This window comes from Pseudomonas sp. G(2018), from assembly GCF_005502415.1.
GTDB lineage: Bacteria > Pseudomonadota > Gammaproteobacteria > Pseudomonadales > Pseudomonadaceae > Aquipseudomonas.
On the sequence record NZ_SCOO01000022.1, the window covers coordinates 48,489 to 62,489 of the forward strand.

At 59.6% G+C, this 14,001-nt stretch carries 17 protein-coding genes; 10 read left to right on the forward strand and 7 right to left on the reverse strand.

Going from position 1 to position 14,001, the window contains the following annotated elements:
- Positions 1-146: 146 nt before the first annotated feature.
- Positions 147-1,049 (reverse strand): LysR substrate-binding domain-containing protein, encoded by a 903-nt coding sequence (locus tag FFS64_RS19990; protein WP_137806844.1) that lies wholly within the window; start codon positions 1,047-1,049, stop codon positions 147-149.
- Between the two features lie 113 nt (positions 1,050-1,162).
- Here FFS64_RS19990 and FFS64_RS19995 point away from each other — a divergent pair, with 113 nt between their 5' ends.
- The 3 genes from FFS64_RS19995 to FFS64_RS20005 are packed head-to-tail and all read left to right on the forward strand — an operon-like array spanning position 1,163 to position 3,418.
- Positions 1,163-2,179 carry an aldo/keto reductase gene (locus tag FFS64_RS19995; protein WP_137806845.1) on the forward strand — a complete coding sequence of 339 codons (1,017 nt, stop codon included), beginning with the start codon at positions 1,163-1,165 and terminating at the stop codon, positions 2,177-2,179.
- A 2-nt stretch (positions 2,180-2,181) separates the two neighbouring features.
- Positions 2,182-2,979 (forward strand): SDR family NAD(P)-dependent oxidoreductase, encoded by a 798-nt coding sequence (locus tag FFS64_RS20000; RefSeq protein ID WP_137806846.1) that lies wholly within the window; start codon positions 2,182-2,184, stop codon positions 2,977-2,979.
- 28 nt (positions 2,980-3,007) lie between these two features.
- Positions 3,008-3,418 carry an SRPBCC family protein gene (locus FFS64_RS20005; RefSeq protein WP_137806847.1) on the forward strand — a complete coding sequence of 137 codons (411 nt, stop codon included), beginning with the start codon at positions 3,008-3,010 and terminating at the stop codon, positions 3,416-3,418.
- A gap of 73 nt (positions 3,419-3,491) precedes the next feature.
- On the opposite strand, the gene FFS64_RS20010 is transcribed toward FFS64_RS20005, so the two are convergent.
- Both FFS64_RS20010 and FFS64_RS20015 read right to left on the reverse strand, forming a co-directional pair.
- Positions 3,492-4,886 (reverse strand): HAMP domain-containing sensor histidine kinase, encoded by a 1,395-nt coding sequence (locus FFS64_RS20010; RefSeq protein WP_137806848.1) that lies wholly within the window; start codon positions 4,884-4,886, stop codon positions 3,492-3,494.
- Positions 4,864-5,547: a response regulator transcription factor gene (locus FFS64_RS20015; protein WP_137806849.1), complete on the reverse strand. Its 684-nt coding sequence runs from the start codon at positions 5,545-5,547 to the stop codon at positions 4,864-4,866. Before FFS64_RS20015 ends, FFS64_RS20010 begins: the two co-directional genes overlap by 23 nt.
- A 269-nt stretch (positions 5,548-5,816) precedes the next feature.
- On the opposite strand from FFS64_RS20015, the gene FFS64_RS20020 reads away from it, so the two are divergent.
- Entirely contained in the window at positions 5,817-6,749 is a 933-nt protein-coding gene (locus tag FFS64_RS20020; RefSeq protein ID WP_137806850.1) for a hypothetical protein, read from the forward strand.
- A gap of 183 nt (positions 6,750-6,932) precedes the next feature.
- Here the strand turns inward: FFS64_RS20020 and FFS64_RS20025 are convergent, their stop codons facing one another.
- Complete coding sequence (locus FFS64_RS20025) at positions 6,933-7,544, reverse strand: glutathione S-transferase (RefSeq protein ID WP_137806851.1); 612 nt, start codon at positions 7,542-7,544, stop codon at positions 6,933-6,935.
- A gap of 364 nt (positions 7,545-7,908) precedes the next feature.
- On the opposite strand from FFS64_RS20025, the gene FFS64_RS20030 reads away from it, so the two are divergent.
- The 3 genes from FFS64_RS20030 to FFS64_RS20040 all read left to right on the forward strand — a co-directional run bounded on the left by FFS64_RS20030 (position 7,909) and on the right by FFS64_RS20040 (position 10,730).
- Positions 7,909-8,313 (forward strand): TraR/DksA C4-type zinc finger protein, encoded by a 405-nt coding sequence (locus FFS64_RS20030; protein WP_007935965.1) that lies wholly within the window; start codon positions 7,909-7,911, stop codon positions 8,311-8,313.
- A 590-nt stretch (positions 8,314-8,903) separates the two neighbouring features.
- A complete protein-coding gene (locus FFS64_RS20035) occupies positions 8,904-10,127 on the forward strand; it encodes a methyl-accepting chemotaxis protein (RefSeq protein ID WP_372242179.1) in 1,224 nt (407 codons plus the stop codon).
- 399 nt (positions 10,128-10,526) lie between these two features.
- Positions 10,527-10,730, forward strand: a complete 204-nt coding sequence (locus FFS64_RS20040) for a hypothetical protein (protein WP_095196016.1) — start codon at positions 10,527-10,529, stop codon at positions 10,728-10,730.
- Between the two features lie 9 nt (positions 10,731-10,739).
- Here FFS64_RS20040 and FFS64_RS20045 read toward each other — a convergent pair whose 3' ends face one another.
- From FFS64_RS20045 to FFS64_RS31755, 3 genes are all read right to left on the reverse strand, one after another.
- Positions 10,740-10,979: a DUF2789 domain-containing protein gene (locus FFS64_RS20045; protein WP_137806853.1), complete on the reverse strand. Its 240-nt coding sequence runs from the start codon at positions 10,977-10,979 to the stop codon at positions 10,740-10,742.
- 132 nt (positions 10,980-11,111) lie between these two features.
- Entirely contained in the window at positions 11,112-11,342 is a 231-nt protein-coding gene (locus tag FFS64_RS20050; RefSeq protein WP_095196018.1) for a hypothetical protein, read from the reverse strand.
- Between the two features lie 162 nt (positions 11,343-11,504).
- The gene (locus FFS64_RS31755) at positions 11,505-11,741 is read right to left on the reverse strand and encodes a hypothetical protein (protein ID WP_137806893.1); all 237 of its coding nucleotides are present in this window, start codon (positions 11,739-11,741) and stop codon (positions 11,505-11,507) included.
- Between the two features lie 432 nt (positions 11,742-12,173).
- On the opposite strand from FFS64_RS31755, the gene FFS64_RS20060 reads away from it, so the two are divergent.
- The 3 genes from FFS64_RS20060 to FFS64_RS20070 all read left to right on the forward strand — a co-directional run bounded on the left by FFS64_RS20060 (position 12,174) and on the right by FFS64_RS20070 (position 13,961).
- Entirely contained in the window at positions 12,174-12,623 is a 450-nt protein-coding gene (locus FFS64_RS20060; RefSeq protein ID WP_171017109.1) for a hypothetical protein, read from the forward strand.
- Positions 12,623-12,826, forward strand: coding sequence for a hypothetical protein (locus tag FFS64_RS20065; protein WP_137806855.1), 204 nt, complete (start codon positions 12,623-12,625; stop codon positions 12,824-12,826). The genes FFS64_RS20060 and FFS64_RS20065 overlap by 1 nt, the downstream gene beginning before the upstream one ends.
- A 118-nt stretch (positions 12,827-12,944) precedes the next feature.
- Positions 12,945-13,961 (forward strand): ABC transporter substrate-binding protein, encoded by a 1,017-nt coding sequence (locus tag FFS64_RS20070; protein WP_137806856.1) that lies wholly within the window; start codon positions 12,945-12,947, stop codon positions 13,959-13,961.
- The last annotated feature ends 40 nt before the right edge of the window (positions 13,962-14,001 follow it).

Consider the following 14,001-nt stretch of genomic DNA (forward strand, 5'->3'; position numbering starts at 1 on the left):
CACCGCCTTCGCGAGCAAGCCCGCTCCCACACTTGGTCTTCGGTGAACACAAAAACCTATGTACGGCGCAGGCCCAGCGTGGGAGCGAGCCTGCTCGCGAAGGCGGAGTGTCAGGCTACATAGAATCTCCCACAGAGATTTGTGCACTAGGCCGGAACCGGCTCCGGTTCGGTCAACACCTTCCTGAACGTCTCCACCAAAGGTCGCAGGTTGATCCGGTGCCACGCCGCCCACAGCGGCGTGGTGAAGGAAATCCACGGCACCTCCCTCAGCACCACGCCCGGTGGTGCGTTGCGGCTCAGGCCTTTCTGAATCATCGCGATCCCCAGTCCCGACGCCACCAAGCCCAATGCGGTAAACGGTTCGGTGGCTTGCATGCGGATGTCCGGGGTGAAGCCGGCGCGGATACAGGCGCTGACGAAGTCGTCGTGGCAACTGGCATTCTGGCGATGCTGCACACCAATCCATTCCTGATCGGCCAGGTCGGCGGCGACCAGTGTTGCTTTCTGTGCCAGGGGATGATGCTCGGGCAGGGCCAGCAGCATCGGGTCGTCCAGCACCTGGAAACCCAGCAGGTCCGGGTCGTCGTTGGTCGGCGGTTCGCTGACCAATGCGATATCCAGACTACGCTGACGCAGGCCTTCGAGTTGTTCGGCGGAGCTGAGGTTGTACAGCGCGACGTGCACGTTCGGCCGGTCACCGCGCAGCACGCGCAAGGCATTGGGCAGGACGCCGGCATGCATGGCGTTTTCGATGTAGCCGATGCACAAGCCGCCTTCTTCGCCGCGACCCAGGCGTTTGCCCAGGGATTCCAGGCGATTGGCGTGGGTCAGCAGCGCGCGGGTTTCGGCGAGGAAGGTCTGGCCGTCGCGAGTCAGGCGGATACGTTGCTGGCTGCGCTCGAACAGGGTCAGGCCCAGGCGCTCTTCGAGCTGGGCGATCTGCCGGCTCAGGGGCGATTGGGAAATGTGCAAGCGTTCGGCGGCGCGACCGACGTGTTCTTCCTCGGCGACGGCGACGAAGTAGCGCAATTGACGGATGTCGATCATGTCAGACCTATAGGGACTCAAGTGCTGCGCATTATGTCTTGGACGGTCCGATCATCGCAATCTAGGATCTGCTCAACGGTCACCTGACCACTGAACTGATGAGGATTTGAATCATGAGCTTGAAAGACAAACTGCCCGGCGCACTGGGTTTCGGCACTGCACCGCTGGGCAACATGTTCCGCGCCATTCCTGAAGAAGAAGCGCAAGCCACCGTGCATGCCGCCTGGGAGGCCGGCGTGCGTTACTTCGATACCGCACCGTTCTACGGTTCGGGCCTGTCGGAAATTCGCCTCGGCCAGGCACTGTCCCGCTACAACCGCGACGACTATGTACTGAGCAGCAAGGTCGGCCGGGTGATTCTCGACGAAGTCGAAGACGCCGCCGCCCGCGATCTGGGCGAGAAAAGCGGGGTGTTCGAACACGGCCGCCCGAACAAGATCGTCAACGACTACAGCGCCGACGCGACCATGCGTTCGATCGAAGACAGCCTCAAGCGTCTGCAAACCGATCGCCTGGACATCGTCTGGGTGCATGACATCGCCCAGGATTTCTACGGCGATCAATGGCTGGAATACTTCAATCAGGCGCGCACCGGTGCCTTCAAAGTCCTGACCCGCTTGCGTGAAGAAGGCGTGATCAAGGGCTGGGGCCTGGGCGTGAACAAGGTCGAACCCTGCGAACTGACCCTGGACCTGAGCGAAGCGCAGCCGGACGGGTTTTTGCTGGCCGGTCGCTACACGCTGCTTGATCATGACCGTGCCTTGCAGCGCCTGATGGACGCAGCGCTGGCGCAAAACGTCGAGATCGTGGTTGGCGGTCCGTACAGCTCGGGCATCCTCGCCGGTGGCGCGCACTTCGAATACCAGAAGGCCAGCCCGGCGATCATCGCCAAAGTTGAGCACATCAAACGCATTGCGGCTGCCCACGGTGTCGACATCAAAGCCGCAGCCTTGCAATTTTCCCTGGCTAACCCGGCGGTGGCGGCAGTGATTCCAGGTGCCAGCCGTCCCGAGCGGATTGCCGAAGATGTCGCCGCGTTGTCGGCGGTGATTCCCGCAGCTTTCTGGCAGGCATTGCGTGACGCGAAGCTGGTGTCCGAACGAGCCCCATTACCCATGATTGGAGCCTGAACATGAAAATCGATCTGAGTGGAAAACTGGCGATTGTCAGCGGCAGCACCGCCGGCATTGGCCTGGGCATCAGCAAGGCGCTGGCCGAATCCGGCGCCACGGTGGTGGTGATCGGCCGCGACACAGCCAAGGTCGAGCAGGCCCTGGCGAGCATTCGCCAGAGCGTGCCGGGTGCACAGTTGCGCGGCTTGACCGCGGACCTGGGCACCGCCGAAGGCGCGGAAAAATTGTTCGCCGCCGAACCGCGCGCCGACGTTCTGGTAAACAACCTCGGGATCTACAACGATGTGGACTTCTTCGAGACCCCGGACAGCGAGTGGACGCGCTTCTATGAAGTCAACGTGATCTCCGGTGTGCGCCTGGCCCGGCATTACGTGCCGGACATGGTCAAGCAGGGCTGGGGGCGGGTGATTTTCCTGTCTTCGGAGTCCGGTGTGGCGATCCCGGCCGAGATGATCAACTACGGCGTGACCAAAAGCGCCAACCTGGCGGTGTCCCATGGCCTGGCCAAACGTCTGGCGGGCACTGGAGTGACGGTCAATTCGATCCTGCCGGGCCCGACCCTTACCGACGGTGTGGAGGAGATGCTCAAGGATGCCATCGCCGCCTCCGGTCGCAGCGTCCGGGAAGAAGCCGACGCCTTCGTGCGCAAGGCCCGGCCAAGTTCGATCATCCAGCGCGTGGCGGAGGTCGAGGAAGTGGCGAACCTGGTGGCCTACATCGCTTCGCCGCTATCCTCGGCCACCACCGGCGCAGCCCTGCGGGTCGACGGCGGCGTCGTCGACAGCCTGGCCATCTGAACCTTTTTGAATCTGGAGAATATTTTTCATGGCAACAACATCAGCATCCATCGACATCCCGGCCTCGGCCGATCAGGTCTGGCAATTGATCGGCGGTTTCAACTCGCTGCCGGACTGGCTGCCGTTCATTCCCAAGAGCGAACTCAGCGAAGGCGGGCGCGTGCGCAGCCTGCAAACGGCGGACGGCGGCGTGGTGATCGAGCGTCTGCAAGCGTTCGACAATGACGGCAAAACCTACAGCTACTCGATCTTGCAGGCGCCGTTTCCGGCCACGGATTACCTGGCGACGATTCGTGTGGAAGCGCAGGGGCAGGGCGCCCGGGTGACCTGGTCCGGTCGGTTTGAGCCGGTGGGGGTGAGTGACGAGGAAGTGGTGGCGCTGTTTACCGGGATTTATCAGGGTGGGCTTGAGGCGTTGCGAAAAAACTACCCAGCCTGATAGGCACCAGAAATCCCTGTGGGAGCGGGCAAGCCCGCTCCCACAGGTTCTGTGTCAGTTCTGCAGTTTTGTATCAGGCTTGAGGTATCAAACTCTCCCGACAATCCAGCACCAACCGCGCCCCACCCAGTTCACTGTTACCCACCTCCAGCGTAAACCCATGCAGGCTGACAATCGCCGCGACGATCGACAGCCCCAACCCGAAACCGCTTTTCAGATTGCCCGCCTCGGCGCGATAAAAACGCTGGAACACCGCCACCCGTTCAGACTCGGGAATGCCGGGGCCGGAGTCGAGCACTTCGATGCGGGTATGCCCGTTCTCATCAATCCCACGCAAAATCACCTGGCCACCGGGCGGGGTGAATTTGATCGAGTTGCTGAGCAGGTTCGCCACCGCTTCGAACAGCAAAGCGCGATCGCCATTGAGCGAAGGTAACGATGCGGGCAGTTGCAGTTGAAACGTCAGGCCATCGTCCTCGGCCAACGGCAGATAGAACTCATGCAGTTCTTGCAGCAACGGCACCGGGTCCAGCTGCACGAAACCGGAGCGGCGCTGGCGGTCCTCCAGTTCGGAAATCCGCAGCAGCCCACGAAAGCGCGCCATCAACGTGTCGGCTTCGGCCAATACCAGGTCAAGCTGCGTCGCTTGCGCCGAGCCTTCGCCGGCCTGTTGTTGCATGCGGTAAAGCTGCGCGCGCAGGCGGGTCAGGGGCGTGCGCAAGTCATGGGCGATGTTGTCGCACACGCCCTTGACCTCGTTCATCAACCGCTCGATGCGTTCGAGCATGGCGTTGACGATGGCGGCAAGCATGTCCAGTTCATCGCGGCGATTGGACAGCGGCAGGCGCCGGGTCAGGTCACCGGCGACGATGGCTTCGGCGCTGGCCTGAATCCCGCGAATGCGCTGCAGCGGCCGACGGCGAAGCAGGTGCCAACCGACGATGCCCGGCAGGATGGTCAAGGTCACGCCCCAGAACAAGGCATGGAGAATGATCCGGGTCACGGCAAACAACGAACCGTTGTCCCGCACCAGGATCAGCCAGTGGCCATCTTTCGTCTGGGTCGCCACGGCGTCGCAGCTGTCGATGGGCAGGGTCGGGTCGTCGGATTCGGCGCAATCGTTGAGCATGTGGATCTTGCCGTCCAGCGGCAGGTCCTTGGGGATGTGGCGCAGGGCGCCGCTGAGGTAACGATGCTCGGCATCGAACAGGCCATAGGCGTCGATGCCGCGAATGTCGAAGGTCATGCTGACGGCGAGGGCATCTGCCAGTTGTTCGCCCTGGAAGTGCGAAAACAGATGCTGACGTTGCATCAGCGAATGCTTGGCCAGGTTGTCCAGGTAAGCGGACACCTCGTAGTACATGACACCCATGAGAATGCCGCTCCAGGCCACGAACAACGCACTGTAGAGCGCCAGCAGGCGACTGGTGGAAGAGCGCCAGCCTTTAGACGGGTTCGGCAATGACATAACCCGAGCCTCGCACGGTCCGAATCAGTGGAACATTGCCAGGTGGGTCGATCTTCTTGCGCAGGCGGCCGATGTGCACGTCGATCAGGTTGGTGCCGGGATCGAAGTGATAACCCCAGACCTCTTCGAAAATCATCATCCGCGAGAGGATTTGCCCGGTGTTGCGCATCAGGAATTCCAGCAACTTGTATTCGGTGGGCAGCAGCGTGAGCAGCTCGCCATTCCGGCTGGCTTCGTGGCTGATCAGGTTCAGCTCCAGGTCTGCCACCCGCAGCGTGGTGGCCTGGGCGGTCACGGTGTTCTGCCGGCGCAGCAGGACTTCGACCCGGGCGGCCATCTCATCGGTGGCGAAGGGCTTGGTCAGGTAGTCGTCGCCCCCGGCGCGCAAGCCGCGCACACGTTCATCGACATCGGAAAGGGCGCTGATCATCAGGATAGGCGTGGCTACGCCCATGGTCCGCAGCGTGGTGACAATCGCCAGGCCATCGAGCTCGGGCAGCATGCGGTCGAGGGTGATCAGATCGTAGTGGCCGCTGACCGCACGTTCCAGCCCCTCGCGCCCGTTGTCGACCCAGTCGACGTCGAGGCCGTGGCTGCTCAGTTCGGCGACGATTTCCCGGGCGGTCACAGCGTCGTCTTCGATGGTCAAGATGCGGGTCATAGGGCTGGCCTGATTAGGTGTTCACAACGATAGGCGACATTTTGCCAAGAAATGTTCGCCAGCTTTCTAAATAAAACTTCATGGACCTGCCAATGCAGAAAACCCGCTGAGCATACGTGTTGGTTGCATATTGCAAGAGCCGAGGAAGTTCAATCTTTATAACTGGCTGACAGACAACGATTTATTCAAAAGCCGCGACTGGCACGGTGACTGCAACTGCTGATTACGAAGCGTTGTAACACCATCTTTTTGCCTGGAGCGATACAACGATGAATAGATCCTCTGATGGTTTCTATCCCGCCCTGGATGAATCGACCACGCTGTCCGGCGTGTCGTGGGGCGCGATCTTTGCCGGGGCCGCGGCTGCGGCGGCGTTGTCGCTGATTCTGGTGCTGCTGGGTTTTGGCCTGGGGTTTTCCGCGGTATCGCCGTGGGCCAATGAAGGTGTCAGCGCCAAGAGTCTGGGCATTACCACGATTGTCTGGCTGGCTTTCACACAAATCGTGGCCTCCGGGCTCGGTGGCTATATAGCTGGCCGGTTGCGGGTGAAGTGGGCCTGCATGCACAGCGATGAAGTCTATTTCCGCGACACCGCCCACGGTTTTCTCGCCTGGTGCGTGGCGACGCTGGTGACGGCCACGCTGGTGGCCGGTTCGGTCAGCGGCATCATCAGCGGTGGTGTGCAAGCCGGGGCGCAGGTCGCCGGGGGTGCCGCCAGTGCCGTGACTCAAGTGGCCGGTACTGCAGCGGCCAATATCGATAGCGATCAGTACGGTTATTACATCGACAGCCTGTTCCGCGATGATCGTCCGGCCGCCGTCAGCGATGACGCGGTGCACGGGACCGTCACCCGCATCTTCGTTCGCTCTCTGGCCAACGATGGTCAACTGGCTGCTGAAGACCGTACCTATCTGGCACAACTGGTAGCGCAACGCACCAACTTCACTCAGGCGGATGCCGAGCGTCGTGTCGATGAAGTTTACGCCCGCACGCAAAAAGCCGTGGCCGACGCAAAGCTGGCCGCACAACAGGCTGCGGACACAGCCGCCAAGGTTGCCGCCATGACCACCCTGTGGATGTTTGTTGCGTTATTGGCCGGTGCGTTCTTCGCCAGCCTTGCCGCAACTTTCGGCGGTCGTCGCCGGGATGCCGTGGTGTATGTGGAAACCGACACTTACGTCACCGCACCACCTGTTCGCTAACCCAGGAGAATCATCATGCGTTCATTACTGCTGTTCTTTCTCGGCGTACCGATCCCGATCATTATTCTGATTGCGTTGTTCACGTGAGTTGATACTTCAAGACAAAAAGATCGCAGCCTTCGGCAGCTCCTGCACAATCCTCGTAGGAGCTGCCGCAGGCTGCGATCTTTTGATCTGGAACCCTCAATCAATCGGTGTACTGACAAACACCTCAAGCCCCTCGGCATACCCGGTGAACGCAGCGATCCTCGGAAACCGCTCAGTCGACACCTGATCCGGCACCACATAGTTGGTAAAGCTCCACGCCACCGCCAGGGTGATGCCCACCTGATCAATCAAGCCATCGGTTCTCAGCGGTTGCTTTTCCAGCTCCCGCTCCAGCGCCGAATACGCTGCCGCCAATTGCCCCTCGACCCGCTCAACCCACGGCGCATACTGAATTTCCGTCGGCCGCAAGTTGCGCTCGTAATATAGCTGCACCGACTTTTCGCTGGCCGCCAATGCCAGGCCGATCAGGCGCAATGCACGCAGGCGCTGCTCGATGCCCGCGGGCATCAAACTGCGTTCCGGGCCAGCCAGTGCTTCCAGGTAATCGATGATCAGTGTGGAATCCATCAACACTTCACCGTCATCCAGCACCAGGGTGGGGGCCTTGACCACCGGGTTGATTTGCCGGAACTGTTCGAACGTCCTGAACACCGACACCGATTCGTGCTCCAGGGCAATGCCCAGGCGTTTGGCAGAAATGGCGACGCGTCGCACATAGGGCGAATCCAGCATGCCGATCAACTTCATTTAACCGCTCCTTGGGTTTGCCATTTCGGGAGGTACAACCTTAGCCGAGCCTGCGCAACCTGCAAAAGGGGGCCATGTTGCTAGTCCGTTTGTCTTCTATATACCTCCGCTGGATTGAATTTCTTGCTATAAACGCACTCCGATATCCGCCTGGATGCCTGCCATAGCGCATTTTCGAGGCCTTGTCGGACAAATTCGCTGTCTTTTCAGTTGCTGAGGCCTCAAGTCGGCCTTAGACTGCCGCCCCTCGTAAATTGAGTGCCGGGTGGCGCTTGGAACAAACGGCGCCTTTCCGATGGCCTGCCCAGGTCCGCCGGAACGCTCCCTTATTCGCCTTAATGCACGTTTTTTTATAGAGATATCAATGACAAAGGACAAGTTGCTGGCCATGCCGGCGGATGACTACATGAATGCCGAGCAACATGCTTTTTTCTCCGAGCTGTTGCAGAACATGAAAGTCGAAACCCATGAGCGCATCGAACAGAACCGCATCGCCATCGAAAGCCTGGACACCCCGGCCGATCCGGCTGACGCGGCTTCCGTGGAAGAAGAGCGTACCTGGCTGGTAAACGCTATCGATCGCGACCAGCGCATGCTGCCTCAGTTGGAACAAGCCCTGGAACGTATCAAAGAAGACAGCTTCGGCTGGTGCGACGACAGCGGCGAGCCGATTGGCCTCAAGCGCCTGCTGATCAGCCCGACCACCAAGTACTGCATCGAAGCTCAAGAGCGTCACGAGCAGATCGACAAGCACCAGCGTCAGGCCTGATTCGTCAGTGCCCCCATCGCGGGCAAGCCAGCTCCCACAGGATGATCGTGAACCCTGTGGGAGCTGGCTTGCCCGCGATGCTTTTTGTCGTCCAAGAAATCTTCTATTGATTTGCTGCAATACCCGCGACTAAAGGCTTATGGATAATGGCTTTTTAGTGGCGCTTAATGCGAAGACAACAATTAGAAGATTTTTTTGGGGTGACTACGATGACGAGAGAAGGTTCTCTGGTGGCGGCAGTGCCTGCGCCTGTACTTTTGCCGAAAAACCGCTGGCTGACACCGACGTTGCAAAGCATCGCGCTGATGCTGTTGCTGTGTGGCATGACACTTGGCGGCTGGTCGCTTTACCTTGGCTTGCCAGTGGCCGTGTTGATTATCTGGCTGCCTCGCCTGCGCTCACGCGCAACTCCCGAATCCGTTCCTGCCGATACGTCCGGCGCCATCGCCGCGTTGACCCGCGATCTTTCCTACACCACCAGTCATAACGCGCTGTCCGCCGCCGGCGTGGCCTTTTCGGTCAAGCAACTGGCGGACAAGCTGCAATCGCAACTGGGTGCAGCAGCGCAAATCGTCGGCAACGCCGAAGTGATGATTGCCACCGAACAGGCCACCTCGACCCTCAGTCGCGAGGCGCTGAGCGCTGCGAGTGAGGCGCATCGCAGCGGCGCGGCCGGGCGAAGCGAGTTGATCGAGTCGATTTCGCGGATGCACCGACTCAGCGAACGGGCCAATAGCAGCCGTGAACTGATCGAAGCCCTGAGCCTGCGCAGCGACGATATCCAGCGTGTGACCCTGGTCATCCAGTCCATCGCCAGCCAGACCAACCTGTTGGCCCTGAACGCGGCGATCGAAGCGGCGCGGGCCGGGGAACACGGGCGCGGTTTTGCGGTGGTGGCCGACGAGGTTCGCGGACTCGCCGCGCGCACGGCGACCGCGACCGGGGAAGTCGGTGAGATGGTGGCCGATATCCAGCAACGCACCGCGCAGGTGGTGGAGCAGATCCGCCAGCTGTCCAGCGACCTCGACACCGGTGTCGAGCAGGTCGAACACACCGGTCAGCATCTGGAAAACATCGCCCGCCTGGCGGCCAGCGTTGAAACCCAGGTCGGGGAAATCGCCCGCGGTGCCGAAACCAATCGCGAACAACTCGATAGCCTGTTTCACTCCATCGAACAGATGCGCAGTGACCTGTCCATCAGCGATCAACAAACCCGACGCCTGGCCGAGGCCGCGGTGCAAATGGAAGGGCAGGCGGAAACCATCAGCGAACGACTGGCCGAAGTCGGGCTGGACGATTATCACCAGCGGATCTACGACCTGGCGCGCGAAGGCGCGAGTCAGATTGCAGCGCGTTTCGAAGCGGACATCGACGCAGGCCGTGTCAGCCTCGACGATTTGTTCGACCGCAACTACCAGGCGATCCCCGACACCAGTCCGGCTAAATACCAGACACGTTTCGACCGCTACACCGATCAGGTCTTGCCGGCGATCCAGGAACCACTGCTGCCGCGTCATGAAGGTCTGGTGTTCGCGATTGCCTGCACCCAGCAGGGTTATGTGCCGACTCACAACAACGTCTTCAGCCAGCCCCTGACCGGCGATGTGCAGGTCGATACGCTGCAAAACCGCACCAAACGAAAATTCGCCGACCGCACCGGGATTCGCTGTGGCAGTCATCAGCAGGCGGTATTGTTGCAGACTTACACCCGGGACACGGGGGAGCTGATGCATGATTTGTCGGTGCCGATTGTGGTCAGGGGGCGGCATTGGGGTGGGTTGCGGTTGGGGTATAAGCCGCAGACGGTTCGGTAGTGGCTGCATTGGGTCGGTGTACATATCCGTTACTGCGGTAACGGCGACTAATGGTTTCGCCCTTACGGCGAGTTACTTGGAAAAGCGCCAAGTAACCAAACGCTTTCGCCCCCTTTTCGTTCGGTGCCGAGCCTGGGCGAGGCACCGAGTGGTGGGGCAAGAGCCTTTTGGTTACTTTTGGCTGGGCCGGCATTCCGGCTCTTCCAAAAGTGACCCGCTGTAAAAGCGGAACCCTAAGTGGCCGTTACCGCAGAAACGGATATTCACCCAATCCAACCCAGACCCCACAGATTGTTACGACTTCGACAACGGAGCTCTACAAAGTCGTGCTGTTTCCCCGTCACCGAACTCATTACCCTACCTACATAGTTAGGTCGCTAACGGAGTTCGAAGCGCAACATGCAAAGCAGAGTGGATGTCGCGGTGATGATTGGCAGCGGTGTGCCCGCCAGTTTGCGAGCCTTGGGCCAGAGCGTGTGCTGGGTGGTGTTGTTGAACGGAGAGCGCCGGGGCACGGCGTTCTCCAGTCGCGATGAAGCGGAGGAGTGCAAGGCTGCCTGGTTGGCGCAATTGAACGCCGAAATTCCGGACAGCCTGCATTGAACCGGGAGGTCAGTGCACCTGGTGCATACGCAGGTTCAGGTCGTCGACCACCCGCGCCCAGTCGGCATCTTCACGCAATTGTTCTTTCAGGAAACCTGCCTGTTGCGGGGTCCAGAACTCGGCATCGATGAGTTTCTTGTCATCGGGCATCGGCGAGTGGCTGGCAATGAAATCGTCGATGGCTGTCTGGGTGGAATCCAGGCCGAGTTGGTCGAACAAACCTTTCAAGTCGTGGTTCGGTGATTCCATTTTCATCTCCTTGCAGGGTGAAGAGGGTTCGAGGTCTGAGCAACGGCTCCATTACTTCTGAGGGAGCCACGCTTCAGGAGTTCGAAAACTGTATTCAAACGCAGGAGAGAGCATAGACCGCAAAACCGGGTATCAGGCTTTCAATGCGCCGGCATCGACAGCCGCCTTGAGCTCCTTGGCGGACTCCTGGGCGGCGAGGGCAGCGATCTCCGTGGACTTGAACCAGCGGTCTTTTTCGACCTGGTGATAGCTCACGGTTTTCAGCGGTGGCTTGGCGCGCATGACAATCACGGCCTGGAACTCGCCGTCGACTTCTCTGGCTTCGCCCCGGATAAAAAACTCGCCGATATCAAATTCCGTCACTTTGCGGCCTTCCCTTGGAAATATATTGTTGTGTTCAACGACGCCCCGTGGTGACGGGGCGCCATTGATTGGTCGGGCAGTATGGCAGCAGTTGCGGGCGGGCGGCTGAGTTAAGTCGCCGGCATGACGAAACGACTCTATGAATGAGCGAGGCGCGTCGTGTCAAATACGTGACTCGAGCGAGCGGGCGAGGGCACAGGCTTCGTTATGATTGGCACGGAAACCTCTTACATGCCCCGTGGAAATTTCTTTGATATGGAAGAAGGCATTGCCAGCCAATATCACTTGAAACCTCGGAAAGACGGGGCATCGGGTTTGAGGTTCAGCGTCTGGTAACCCTTGCGAACGGGAAATCGATGGATCTGCCAAGGGATGGTCGAAGTGAGTCAAGGTGCACATAGGAAGTCCTTTTCGTTGTTTTACCGACGTATGTACGTCGTTATGGGTAGTCTCGGCGAGCATGGCTGCTCTAGAATCACCCTCACTGGTGGGTGATCTGTGTTTATCTAAAGCAATTTTTGCTTGGCGATATGTCGGAAAAGTGCTTTTTTTTGAGAGTTTTTTCCCTGAAGTTGATAGTCCGTATTTCTCCGGCCGTACAAAGGGCGTTTTCCTTCAACCTTTGACGAATGCCTGGCAGGACGAGGCGAGCGGCGTCCAGTAATCTGCTCAAGCCTCTGGATGGATGGGCCCTCTGCTCATTCAGGATCTCGATCCGGGTTTATCTGGCTTCACCCTCGGCATTGCCGCTTTTTTCGGCTGTGCGCATTTCAAGCGCGCGGCATCATTTACAGATGTGGGGATGGTTCCTTGGCAGTAAGTAATCTCGATATGCATGCTTTGTTCGTGCTGGGTGATTTGCGCGCAAAGCTGGTTAAACAGTTTCAGTCACGTTTCGTTTACATCACCGAACAGAACGCCGAAGGCATCTACGTCGCCGAAATCGACACCGACTCGGCGCTGGTGGTGGACGACAAGCCGGGGCTCAAACTCAAGGTCGGCGACCATTTCAGCGCCTCGGTCCTGCCGAGTCGCGAAGGTGGCAAGCTGGAAATCAAATTCCGCGAAATCAAACTGACGGTCTACGGCCTGGGCGACTACGCCTTTGTGACCACTGCCGATGGCCAAGCGGTGATATTCAAGGAAGGTCACAGCGTGGTGACGGTGTTCGCCGCCCACCAGCAATTGCAGGAAGGCCTGACCAAGACGCTCAAGGCTGTGACCGCCAAGGCCGCCAAGTGGCGCAAAGGCGAACTGGTGACGTTCAAGGCCAGCGAGTGATGAGCCTGACCCGCGCCGACTTCCACCAGCAGAATCAGGCCAGTGCCCAAGCCGAAGCCCTGAGGCTGTTCGAGCACAAACCTGTTCTGCAGGGAGCCTGGCTGAATTGGGTGGCCTCACAGCTCTATGCATTGCGTCCGGCGGAGTACGCCAGCATGGTCAGACGAGAACTGGTGCGATTGCAGGACGTTTCCGAACATTAATCCGAGTCCCTCGAAAGCAGGAACCTCTACTACAGTCAATTGACTGAAGTTTCAGAGGCTTTGCGGTCTTCTGCCTGGCCATCCTGCTATTGCTGTGATCAGCACGAGGTGCAAAAGCATGAAAGGTTTTCGACGGTTGCTGGCTGCTGTCCTGGCCACTTGCGGATTGTTGGCGTCACCCGTTCCGGTGCTGGCCGCCCAGGCGCCGATCCATTTCGCCGACCTTAATTGGGAAAGCGGCAGCCTGATCACCGATATCCTGCGGATCATTGTGGAAAAGGGCTACGGCCTGCCGACCGACACGTTGCCAGGCACCACCATCACCCTGGAAACCGCCCTGGCCAACAATGACATTCAGGTCATTGGCGAAGAGTGGGCCGGGCGCAGTCCGGTGTGGGTCAAGGCCGAGGCCGAAGGCAAGGTGGTCGCGCTCGGCGATACGGTCAAGGGCGCCACCGAAGGTTGGTGGGTACCGGAATACGTGATCAAGGGCGACCCGGCCAAGGGCATCAAGCCGATGGCGCCGGAGCTACGCAGTGTCAGCGATCTGCCCAAATACAAGGACGTGTTCAAGGACCCTGAAGCGCCGAACAAGGGGCGCTTCCTCAACAGCCCCATTGGCTGGACCTCGGAAGTGGTCAACAAGCAGAAGCTCAAGGCGTACGGTCTGGATGACAGCTACGTGAACTTCCGCAGCGGTTCGGGGGCGGCGCTGGATGCCGAGATCAGTTCGTCGATCCGCCGGGGCAAACCGGTGTTGTTCTATTACTGGTCGCCAACGCCGTTGCTCGGCCGCTTCAAACTGATTCAGCTGGAAGAGCCACCATTCGACGCCGAAGCCTGGAAAACCCTGACCGACGCCGACAACCCGAACCCGAAGCCCACCCGTTCGCTGCCCTCGAAACTGTCCATCGGTGTGTCCACGCCGTTCCAGAAGCAGTATCCGCAGATAGCCGAGTTCTTCGCCAAGGTCGACTTTCCCATCGATCCCTTGAACAAGGCCCTGGCGGATATGAGCGAAAAACACACCCCGCCGCGTCAGGCAGCGGAGGAATTCATGAAGAAGCATCCGGATGTGTGGAAGGCCTGGGTGCCCAAGAATGTGGCGGACAAGGTGGCTGCTGAGTTGAAGTGATGGGGTGAATTTCGAGCCGCTTTCGCGAGCGGGCTCGCTC

Coding starts and splice junctions, on each gene's coding strand:
- FFS64_RS19990 (WP_137806844.1), bottom strand. CDS start 1,049: ATGATCGACATCCGTCAATTGCGCTACTTCGTCGCCGTCGCCGAGGAA.
- FFS64_RS19995 (WP_137806845.1), top strand. CDS start 1,163: ATGAGCTTGAAAGACAAACTGCCCGGCGCACTGGGTTTCGGCACTGCA.
- FFS64_RS20000 (WP_137806846.1), top strand. CDS start 2,182: ATGAAAATCGATCTGAGTGGAAAACTGGCGATTGTCAGCGGCAGCACC.
- FFS64_RS20005 (WP_137806847.1), top strand. CDS start 3,008: ATGGCAACAACATCAGCATCCATCGACATCCCGGCCTCGGCCGATCAG.
- FFS64_RS20010 (WP_137806848.1), bottom strand. CDS start 4,886: ATGTCATTGCCGAACCCGTCTAAAGGCTGGCGCTCTTCCACCAGTCGC.
- FFS64_RS20015 (WP_137806849.1), bottom strand. CDS start 5,547: ATGACCCGCATCTTGACCATCGAAGACGACGCTGTGACCGCCCGGGAA.
- FFS64_RS20020 (WP_137806850.1), top strand. CDS start 5,817: ATGAATAGATCCTCTGATGGTTTCTATCCCGCCCTGGATGAATCGACC.
- FFS64_RS20025 (WP_137806851.1), bottom strand. CDS start 7,544: ATGAAGTTGATCGGCATGCTGGATTCGCCCTATGTGCGACGCGTCGCC.
- FFS64_RS20030 (WP_007935965.1), top strand. CDS start 7,909: ATGACAAAGGACAAGTTGCTGGCCATGCCGGCGGATGACTACATGAAT.
- FFS64_RS20035 (WP_372242179.1), top strand. CDS start 8,904: ATGATTGCCACCGAACAGGCCACCTCGACCCTCAGTCGCGAGGCGCTG.
- FFS64_RS20040 (WP_095196016.1), top strand. CDS start 10,527: ATGCAAAGCAGAGTGGATGTCGCGGTGATGATTGGCAGCGGTGTGCCC.
- FFS64_RS20045 (WP_137806853.1), bottom strand. CDS start 10,979: ATGGAATCACCGAACCACGACTTGAAAGGTTTGTTCGACCAACTCGGC.
- FFS64_RS31755 (WP_137806893.1), bottom strand. CDS start 11,741: ATGTGCACCTTGACTCACTTCGACCATCCCTTGGCAGATCCATCGATT.
- FFS64_RS20060 (WP_171017109.1), top strand. CDS start 12,174: ATGCATGCTTTGTTCGTGCTGGGTGATTTGCGCGCAAAGCTGGTTAAA.
- FFS64_RS20065 (WP_137806855.1), top strand. CDS start 12,623: ATGAGCCTGACCCGCGCCGACTTCCACCAGCAGAATCAGGCCAGTGCC.
- FFS64_RS20070 (WP_137806856.1), top strand. CDS start 12,945: ATGAAAGGTTTTCGACGGTTGCTGGCTGCTGTCCTGGCCACTTGCGGA.